General features: G+C 58.0%; 9 protein-coding genes. All 9 read right to left on the bottom strand.

Annotated features, from left to right (window positions below; genetic code table 11):
* Positions 1–864, bottom strand: an 864-nt coding sequence (locus tag ACXJ5O_RS02140) for an ABC transporter permease (protein WP_457298438.1), incomplete at its 3' end; no start/stop codon positions are given.
* A 1-nt stretch (position 865) separates the two neighbouring features.
* On the bottom strand, positions 866–1,714 hold the full coding sequence (locus ACXJ5O_RS02135; RefSeq protein WP_457298437.1) for an ABC transporter permease: 849 nt from the start codon (positions 1,712–1,714) through the stop codon (positions 866–868).
* A complete protein-coding gene (locus ACXJ5O_RS02130) occupies positions 1,714–2,295 on the bottom strand; it encodes an ANTAR domain-containing response regulator (RefSeq protein ID WP_457298436.1) in 582 nt (193 codons plus the stop codon). The genes ACXJ5O_RS02135 and ACXJ5O_RS02130 overlap by 1 nt, the downstream gene beginning before the upstream one ends.
* A complete protein-coding gene (locus ACXJ5O_RS02125; RefSeq protein ID WP_457298435.1) occupies positions 2,292–3,425 on the bottom strand; it encodes a transporter substrate-binding domain-containing protein in 1,134 nt (377 codons plus the stop codon). Before ACXJ5O_RS02125 ends, ACXJ5O_RS02130 begins: the two co-directional genes overlap by 4 nt.
* A 527-nt stretch (positions 3,426–3,952) precedes the next feature.
* Entirely contained in the window at positions 3,953–4,738 is a 786-nt protein-coding gene (locus ACXJ5O_RS02120; RefSeq protein WP_457298434.1) for an SDR family NAD(P)-dependent oxidoreductase, read from the bottom strand.
* A gap of 75 nt (positions 4,739–4,813) precedes the next feature.
* Positions 4,814–6,454, bottom strand: coding sequence for an FGGY-family carbohydrate kinase (locus tag ACXJ5O_RS02115; RefSeq protein WP_457298433.1), 1,641 nt, complete (start codon positions 6,452–6,454; stop codon positions 4,814–4,816).
* A gap of 2 nt (positions 6,455–6,456) precedes the next feature.
* Positions 6,457–7,185: an SDR family oxidoreductase gene (locus ACXJ5O_RS02110; RefSeq protein WP_457298432.1), complete on the bottom strand. Its 729-nt coding sequence runs from the start codon at positions 7,183–7,185 to the stop codon at positions 6,457–6,459.
* 28 nt (positions 7,186–7,213) lie between these two features.
* On the bottom strand, positions 7,214–8,473 hold the full coding sequence (locus tag ACXJ5O_RS02105; RefSeq protein ID WP_457298431.1) for a sugar ABC transporter permease: 1,260 nt from the start codon (positions 8,471–8,473) through the stop codon (positions 7,214–7,216).
* Positions 8,470–9,291, bottom strand: coding sequence for an ATP-binding cassette domain-containing protein (locus ACXJ5O_RS02100; protein WP_457298430.1), 822 nt, complete (start codon positions 9,289–9,291; stop codon positions 8,470–8,472). The genes ACXJ5O_RS02105 and ACXJ5O_RS02100 overlap by 4 nt, the downstream gene beginning before the upstream one ends.
* Positions 9,292–9,367 lie beyond the last annotated feature (76 nt).

Below are 9,367 nucleotides of genomic sequence, written 5' to 3'. Positions count from 1 at the left end.
GCCGAGAACGATGGCGAGTGCCGAAACGAGCGTCACGCCCATGATTATCGGGATGTCGACCTGCTGTATCGCCTGCCAGGCGAGTTGGCCGATACCTGGCCATCCGTAAACGGCCTCGACAACCACAACGCCGCCCATGAACTGGCCGATATCGATTCCGATCATCGCAATGATGGGCAACAGCGCATTGGGTAAGGCGTGCCGCAGGATGATGCGCGCGGACGACAGTCCCTTTGCGCGGGCAGTCCTGACATAATCCTGATTGAGCACATCGATCATGGCCGAACGGACCATGCGGGCGTACCATCCCGCGCCAAGGATACCGAGCGTTGCCGCAGGGAGAACCACATGAGCCGGCGTCCCGAAACCGCTCATCGGGAACCAGCCAAGCGTCACCGCAAAAATGTAAAGAAGCAGCAGAGCAACGACGAATTGCGGAGCGGAAACACCGACAAATGACGCCATCATGACGACCCTGTCGACGGGCCCGCCACGGCGGAGCGCCGCAATGATGCCGAACGTGAGGCCGAGCAAGACTTCGACCAGAATTCCCGCCGCCATCAGAACAAGTGTGGCTGGGATACGGGCTGCGATTAGAGCGCCAACATCTGTCTTCTGCGCATAGGAGCGCCCAAGATCGCCGTGCAGGATACCCAGCAGATAGGCCCAGAACTGCACCAGCAGCGGTTGGTCCAGACCAAGTTCGCGGCGGATATTGGCAACCGTCTGTGCGGTCGCACTGCGACCAGCGATCATCCGTGCCGGGTCGGCAGGCAAAGCATAAAGCAGCAGGAAGGTGATCGCCGCCACACCAAGCAAGATCAAAGCGGTTTGCACAAGGCGGCGCAGGACAAGGAGTGCCATATCAGCCACGCCCCCGCTGCGTCGGATCGAGAATGTCGCGCAACGCATCACCGACGAGATTGAATGAAAGCGCCGTCAAAAGGATGATTGCGCCAGGAAAGAACACGAGCCATGGCGCCGCCTGGAAATAGCTTTGGCTTTCGAAGATGATGTTGCCCCAGGACGGCTGCGGCGGCTGCACCCCTATGCCAAGAAATGACAACGTCGCTTCCAGAAGCACCGTCGTCGCTATGCCGAGCGTTCCCCAGACGATGGCAGTGGGCATCAGATGCGGGAGAATGTGCATGAACAAAATGCGGAAATGTCCAGCACCGAGCGAACGCTCCGCGAGTATGAAATCCCGTTCGACCAGGCCTCGTGTTTCCGTATAGACGATGCGCGCCACCTGCACCCAATTCACCAGCGCAATAACCATCGCGACGATCCACAGACTGGGGCGGAGCAGGGCGGCAAGCACGATTGCAAGCAAAAGGGCGGGAAACGCCATCATCAAATCTGTGAAGCGCATGAGCAGCCCGCCAACGAAGCCGCGCAGATACCCGGAGAGAATGCCAATGAACAATCCGATCGCCACGGCAATTCCGTTCGCAACCAGACCGATGACCAATGATGTGCGCCCACCGAAAAGCAGTCGCGAAAACAGATCGCGCCCCAACGTATCTGTTCCAAGCAGAAACTGTTCGCTTGGCGGCATGGGAGCCCCTTCAAGCGTCAGTCCGTCGAACATCTGATTATCGGGACTATAGGGCGCGATAAGGGGCGCTGCGATTGCCATTGCCACAACCACCACAACGACGATGAGCCCGAAAAGCGCTGACGGCTGGCGCAACATGGCTTTTAGTACGACCATCAACCGGCCTCCGGTAGGGGCTCTGCGCCGCCGATAATCGAGGCGGCGACCTGTTCCATAGGGACTCGCCTCTGCATCGCGCAGTTGCGCAAGATGCTGTAGGCATGCTCTTCGTCAATCTGGCGGGCCGCCATGATTTTCTGTACCGCGGCATGAACCAATGGGCGGAGGCGAATACGCTCTTCGAGGTGCAACAGTCTGTTGCGAACCGCTTCACGCTCCTTGTGGATGCTCACTGCCATAACGAGTGCAGGATAGATCGCAGACGCAGTAATCGGCTTGGATATGATCGTGCAAGAACCGTTTTCCATTAGCCAGGCGATGCGGCCCGGCGCTTCCGATCCGAGAAGTGCGACAACTGGCCGGGGTGCGCTGGCGCCGCTCCAAGGCAGAAGGTCGTTCCATCCCTGATCCGCATCAACCAGAATTACGTCTGGCAGTTCGTCGGCATCGAGAGGGGTCCATTGGATTGTCACGTGGAAACCCAACAGCTTCAACTGCCGCGATAACCGCTCCGTTGCAGCTTCCGGACGATGCAAGACCGTGACGCGCCAACCGGTGAAGTTCGGCGTTTCCCTCATGACACGATCCGCAATTTCGGTGCTGAGCGCCTACGGCGTCCGGTCAGATAGGGGTCAGCTGCGATTGCAGGTTGCGAGGCGATGATATCGAAACCGTTATCGGCGGTGATGCGGCCGAGATGAAATGGCAGCGCCGCATGATTGGTTTCGCCATCGATCCGAATAGTGCCATGTACTGTCGACAGGGGTGCTCCCGACAATCTGCGGCGAACGATTTGTGGCTCGTCCGTTCCTGCGGCCAGAATGGTTTCACCGCACATTTTTACAGCCGAATAAGCGCTGGCGAAGAAATTGGAAATGCGCCGCTCCGTCCCGAAGCGCTTTGCGAGGCGCGCCTTGAACGCCAGATTTTCGGGCGAATTAAGGCTGTCGAAGTACGAAGCTGCCGACAATTGTCCCGTAGCAACGCCGCGACCGACTTCGCCGAGTTCGCATTCCGTCAGATCGCAACTGACAACGGGGCAGTTCTCGGGCTTGAAGGCCGGGTCGCGATCTCCAAGCTGCTTGAAAGCTTTCAGGAAAGCATAGCTTGCCGGACCAATAAGATTACTGAGGACGAAACTTGGCCTGCGCTGTTCGATTTCATTGACGATGCGTTCAACCGCCGTTTCTTCGAACGGCAAATAGCGCTCGCCAAGAATCTCACCCTCCGACTCGTTGATCAGTTCACGCGAGAGCCTATTCATCTCCCAACCCCAGACATAATTGGCGCCGACGAGGTAAGGCCGCTTGCCATAGCGGGGAAGGAGATACTCGAACAGGGGGATAAGATGCTGATTGGGACAAGCGCCGGTATAGATGACGTTCTCATTGGCTTCGAAGCCCTCATAGGGGCACATATACCAAAGCAGACCATCATGTTTTTCGACAAGCGGAATGACTTCCTTGCGCGCCAGAGACGTGATCGTTCCAACGATGTGGCGGCAACCGGAATCGCGCAGCATTGAACGTGCGCCTTCGAGATATTCCGGGATTGTGCCATGAGGATCGATGAAAATTGGCTGGATCAAATCGCCATGCGCAGCGCCCAACTCTTCGATCGCAAATTCGGCGCCGTCGCGGGATTCACGCCCCATCGCGCCATAGGGTCCCGTAGTCGAATAAAGAATGCCGATTTTTACCGCGTCCATTAACCTGCCAATACGAAAAACCCCACGACGCTTGCTCCCATCTAAGACGGGGCGTCATGGGGCGAAACTGCCCGGCGACCATCGAAAGTCATGTGATTGCAGAAGCTATGCTCAATCTGAAGGCATGATTAAAATACGGGCAAGCAATCCTTGTCAAGTGGGAATCGATCATTGCCCGGGGCTTGGTGCATCGACACCGAAAATCGCTCACAGAGTGTAGAACAACAGCTGATATTAGGGCGGCTTCAGTCAAACTGGATGCTCACGATACCCTTCAAACATAATTCCGACCGCACATACCGGATCCCGAAGCCGAAGTCGAAGTTCAAGGCGACAAAACTGGGCAGCGGATGAGTAGTGACGGCCGATTCTCAGAGCTGGCGTCAACATCCTGAGCGGATCCGGTTCCATAGGAGACGCTATGCGATTTTCGGAACGAAGAACCTCCTCGAATAGGCTGCTACGGTCCGCTTTGCGCCAAAATCGGTCAACAGCATTTGTAAACTCCAGATTGGTATTTGCCGCGGTTATTTCGATGATACGGACCATCCGCCGTCGACCAGCAAATTCAGTCCCGTGATGAGGGAGGCTGCCGGAGACGCCAGAAATACGACGGCACCCACGACATCCTTCGTTTCGCCGATCCGGCCCATGGGAATATGTGCAAGTGTCCTGTCATAGAAGTCTTTATCAGCCAGTGCGGGCCTCGTTCCATCGGTCCATACGAATGTCGGCGCGACAGTGTTGACGGTGATACCGTGCTGCGCCCACTCAGCTGCGAGACAACGCATCAGATGATTTATGGCGGACTTGCTCATACAATAGATTGCCTCGCCGCGAAGCGTCACCGTACCAGCTTGGGAGCTTATGCTTATGATGCGGCCTGCCTGTTGTGCAATCATCTGCCGGGCAACGGTTTGCGTCATTAGGAAGGTGCCCTTGATGTTCACCTGGAGAATCTCATCCACATCTGCCTCAGCAACACGCTCTGCAAGATCACCGGGTGCGACGCCAACATTGTTCACAAGAACATCGATCCGTCCGAACCTCTCAATCGCTTTGGCGATGGACGTCTCTATCTGATCTCGTTCTGAAATATCCAGCTGGACGGGAAGGACTTTCCTTCCCAAACCTTCTATTTCCTCAATCAGTTCCTTGGACGCAGCAACGTTACGCAATCCAAGAACAATATCGGAGCCTGCGGCAGCGCACGCGAGGGCGCAAGCTCTGCCTATCCCGCGAGATGCGCCGGTCACCAAAGTCACTTTTCCTGCAAGGCCAAAATCCGGGGCATGTTTAAGCTGATTTGTCATGATACTCCTCCGGAGTGATAAATTCACATCCCACCAAGCGATAAGATAGCTGGCACGCCGAGTAAAGTTCGAGCTCTACGGCTGCAATCCCATCCGCAGCTCCGTCCTTATCTCCCGATCGACCGACTGGAGCTTTTTGAAGATGCTATAGCGTATTTCGTGGAGCTTCTTGAGTGTGCCTTGAGAGGGCTCGAAGACACTCGATATCCTTGACATGGCAGTCATCGCATCGGCCAAGTTCGCGCGATGACCAGAAGCTACCGCGGCCAGCATGGCCGAGCCGAGCAGAACAGGCTCAGGGTTGTCAATGACCGCCACCCGGACACCTGTAGCGTCGGCCAACAACTGCCTAACGAGGTCGCTTTGCGCCGCGCCACCGCTTGCCATGATGAGGTCGATCGGAATTCCATCTTCGCGCAGTTTGACCAGGAGCTGTTTAAGCCCATAACCTATGCCGCAGAGCCCGGCGATGTACAATGCCACGAGGTCGGGTATTCCCGCATCGAGGCTCAAACCTGCTATGACTGCGCGTGAATCCGGATCGGCGTTTGGCGATCTGTTGCCAAGAAATTCCGGAACCACATGGATCCGATGAGCCAGAGCCATAACATCCTCTGAGTTGCTGCACATTTTGGACGCCTCTGCGTCGAGCCAACCGACAAGCGATGTCCCGGCCGCTTCGGCAAGCCCTGCGGCCGATGCCGACGCTGGATGCATGGCCACCAGGTGGTCGATCGCAGCACCGGCGGCCGACTGTCCGCCTTCGTTGAGCCATAGATCGGGGATCATGGCGGAAAAGTATGGCCCCCAGACGCCATCTACGAAAACGGGCTCTCGACTGGACGCCATGGAACACGCCGAAGTGCCGAATACGTAGGCAATGCGGCGGCCGATGTCCGAGGTCACCCCTTCTCCGGCCGCTCCCAAAGTCCCGAGGCCGCCGGCATGCGCATCGATCAGAGATGCGGCGACGGCGGTCCTCGGATGCAATCCCAGCTCCGCAACGGCCGTTTCAGTCAAACCGGAAGCCAGCCGTGTACCCGGCTGCGCGATCTCCGTTCCAATTCTGGCGAAACGCTCCGCAACCAGTTCCTCCAGACCGATCTTGTTGAAATAGTCCGAGTCCCAACGATTTTCGTGGGCAAGATAGGTCCATTTGCACGTGACTGTGCAGGTGGAGCGCGTCAACGAGCCGGTTGCCCGCCATGTCAGATAATCGGCGAGGTCGAAAAAGTGCTCGGCGGCAGCAAAAGAGTCCGGAAGATTGCGCTTCAACCACAAAAGTTTCGGCGTCTCCATTTCGGGTGAGATACGACCACCTACGTATTTCAGGACTTCGTGCCCGCCGGCGTTGATCTCTTCTGCTTCGCCAGCGGCGCGGTGGTCCATCCAGACAATGATGTTTCGCCTCGGATCGCCTGAGCTTCCGACCGCAACCGGGGTGCCATCGGCTGCGACGGCGACGAGCGAACATGTGGCGTCGAATCCCAGACCGCGGATGTCGGCCGTGTCGACGCCGGAAGCCGCCACTGCCTCCCTCACGCTTGCCGACACTGCACTCCAGATATCTTCGCTCGATTGCTCGACGACGTCGCCTGCCTCTTGCCAGATGTTGATCGGGCGCTTCGCCACGGCCAGCAGAGTGCCGTTCTCGTCAAAGACCCCCGCGCGAGCGCTGCCCGTTCCGACGTCGACACCGATGAAGTGGGCGGCCATCTTCACAAGTCCGAACTGAAGGGCAGAATGACCAAATCGCGGATGGTTACGTTGCGCGGTCTGGACAACATGAACAGCACTGCCTCCGCCACTTCGCTTGCTTCCATCAGCCCTCCCGCCGCGATCGCGTCATCAAGCTTTTCTTTAGGCCAGTCGCTGATCAAAGCGGTAATGACCGGGCCTGGCGCTACTGCACCCACCCGGATTCCGTGCTTTGCCACTTGGCGTCGAACCGTATGGACGAATGCTTGCACCGCATATTTTGATGCCGTGTAGATCGGCTCCCCTACAACCGGAACGAGGCCCGCAATGGAGCTGGTCATGATGATATCGCCAGTTTTGCGCTCAACCATATGAGGCAGAACGGCTTGGACCGATCGGAATGCAGCGTTGATGTTGAGGTTGAGCATTCGGTCCCAGACGTCCGGGTCTCCATCCACAACTTCCCCGCCCACATAAGAGCCGGCATTGGCGTGGAAGATATCGAGATGCCCGAACTTCTCCAGGATACGCGGCAGCATTGTCGAAACTTCGGCCGGCTTCGTCAGGTCGACGACAACGGGATGGGCTTGTGGTCCCAAGTCGGAACATAATTTGTTCAAGGTGTCCTCTGCCCTGTCAACGAGGGCGACACTGACCCCTTCGCGCAGTAAATATTTGGCACATTCGAGGCCGATTCCGGAGGCTGCGCCGGTAATGGCTGCGACCTTTCCTGACAGTTCCTGTTTCATGGCAAACCTTACTTGTGAGAACGTTGCATTATGCGCGACCGTGGGAAACTCTCGACCGGCGCGCCAAAGAGTCGACGATGACGGCGATTGCAAGGACACCACCCGTGATCATGTACCGAAGAGACGATGACAGATCGAGAAGCGTCAGGCCGTTGGCGATCGACTGGATCACGATGATGCCGAGCAGCGCTGAGTAGGCGTTGCCCCGTCCGCCGAACAAACTTGTTCCACCGATGACAGCCGCTGCTATCGCATTGAGGTTGACGTCGCCGGTACCGGCTTGCTGGCTTGCGGACGCCAGGCGCGACGCCGAAAGGACGCCGCCGAGTGCCGCCAACATCGAGCAGAGCACGAAGGCGCTGGCGTAGATGCGCCGGACGTTGATGCCGGCACGGCGAGCGGCCTCGCGGTTTCCGCCTACCGCTGTCATTGACCGGCCCCACTGGGTGCGCGTCAACGCATAGTTCATCAACATCACCAGTCCCACGAAAAGACCGAACATCCACGGAATACCGCGATCCTGATTCAAGTAGAGAACGATGATCTCCAGCACCAATGTTGTGGCAACGGCGCGAAGGACAATGCTTCCCAACGACGGTGCGGATAAATTGGCTTCGCGGCGCCGAGAAATCGTGCGAATTCCCGTCGCGAGCATCACCACGCCAGGGACCGCAGCGAGGACATGGGCCACAAGGCGGGGCATCACCAACATCTGCCCAAAATTGACCATGGCTGACCCATACGGGAGGTTGATCGAGCCGGTGGAGCCGAGGATATAAAGCTGCATCCCCAATACCGCCAGCAAACCGGAAAGCGTCGCGACGAAGCTTGGCATGCCCAAGCGATTGTATAAAAGCGCATAAAGCGACCCGATGAGGCCACCGACGGCAACCGCGGCGAGGATGGCCAGGGCAACCGGCCAACCTTGGTTGACCCACAGCGTGCCAACAATGGCCGAGGCGAAGCCGCTGATCGATCCTACAGACAGATCGATCTCACCTACCATAAGCACGCACACGATACCGAGCGCGATGACGCCGACTGTCGAGCAGTCGAACAGCAGGTTGACGAGGTTGTTGCTCGACAGGAATATCGGATTAAGGCTGGCAAATACTGTCCATATCAGTGCCAGTCCGACCACGACTGGAAGCGAACCGAGGTCGCCCGACCGCACGCGGTCGATGAAGCCGCGAAAGGCACCGCCAATACCCGCTTCGTGCTTCAGGCGCTCGTCGCTGCGATCCAACATTGCGGCTGGGAGCGCATTGTCTTTGACGTTGCCCGTCATGCCTGTCCCCCTTCAGAAAGCTGCTGCTCGGCGTGACGCCGCTCTTCCCTCCGCGTGACAGAGTTGTCGACTGCKCCGGTGATTGCACCGACGAGTTCTTGGTTCGTCGCATCAGGATAGAACACACCATTGTTACGGCCGAGCCTCAGGACGACGATCCGGTCGGCAACGGCACGGACGTCTTCCATGTTGTGGCTGATCATGATGACGCCGAGTCCGCGATCCCGTACTCTTTCGATCAGGTTCAGTACTTCGGCGGTCTGCGCTACGCCCAGGGCCGCGGTCGGCTCGTCGAGGAGAATAAGTTTCGGTTCGAGCAGTAGCGACCTGGCGATTGCAACGGTTTGGCGCTGCCCCCCGGAAAGCGACGCGATTGGAATGCGGACGCTCGGGATTCGCGCGGAAAGTTCGTTCAGCAGCGTCCAGGACCTGACTTCCATCGCCGTTTCGTCAAGCTGCATCGGTTTAAGCTCGCGTCCCAGAAAAATGTTGGAGACGACGTCCAGGTTCTCGCACAGCGCGAGGTCCTGGAACACCGTGGCGATGCCGAGGTTGAGCGCTGCGCTCGGGTCGGTCATCGTAACGGTTTGGCCGCGGAAGGTGATCGTTCCAGCTGTCGGTTGATGCACGCCTGCGAGTATCTTCACCAAGGTTGATTTCCCGGCTCCGTTGTCGCCGACGAGGGCAACGACCTCGCCCGCATGGACATCGAGATCAATGTCGGTGAGAGCCGAAACAGCGCCAAAACTCTTGGAGATGCCCCGTAGGCTAAGCACCATTTCGCCCGCAGGCGTTTTTCGGTCGATGGTTTCGGTCATTTGCGGCGTGCCTTTCCAATAGGGCTGGACAAGGGAAGTTCCGGCCGCAAACACCGCGGCCGGAGCTTCCGCTTCG

Source organism: Phyllobacterium sp. P5_D12 (assembly GCF_054049495.1).
The sequence above is the reverse complement of the archived record's forward strand: the minus strand, read 5'-3'. Positions and strand labels throughout refer to the sequence as shown.

Excerpts from the sequence above, each read along its gene's own strand:
- ACXJ5O_RS02135 (WP_457298437.1), bottom strand. The coding sequence starts at position 1,714 with ATGGTCGTACTAAAAGCCATGTTGCGCCAGCCGTCAGCGCTTTTCGGG.
- ACXJ5O_RS02130 (WP_457298436.1), bottom strand. The coding sequence starts at position 2,295 with ATGAGGGAAACGCCGAACTTCACCGGTTGGCGCGTCACGGTCTTGCAT.
- ACXJ5O_RS02125 (WP_457298435.1), bottom strand. The coding sequence starts at position 3,425 with ATGGACGCGGTAAAAATCGGCATTCTTTATTCGACTACGGGACCCTAT.
- ACXJ5O_RS02120 (WP_457298434.1), bottom strand. The coding sequence starts at position 4,738 with ATGACAAATCAGCTTAAACATGCCCCGGATTTTGGCCTTGCAGGAAAA.
- ACXJ5O_RS02115 (WP_457298433.1), bottom strand. The coding sequence starts at position 6,454 with ATGGCCGCCCACTTCATCGGTGTCGACGTCGGAACGGGCAGCGCTCGC.
- ACXJ5O_RS02110 (WP_457298432.1), bottom strand. The coding sequence starts at position 7,185 with ATGAAACAGGAACTGTCAGGAAAGGTCGCAGCCATTACCGGCGCAGCC.
- ACXJ5O_RS02105 (WP_457298431.1), bottom strand. The coding sequence starts at position 8,473 with ATGACGGGCAACGTCAAAGACAATGCGCTCCCAGCCGCAATGTTGGAT.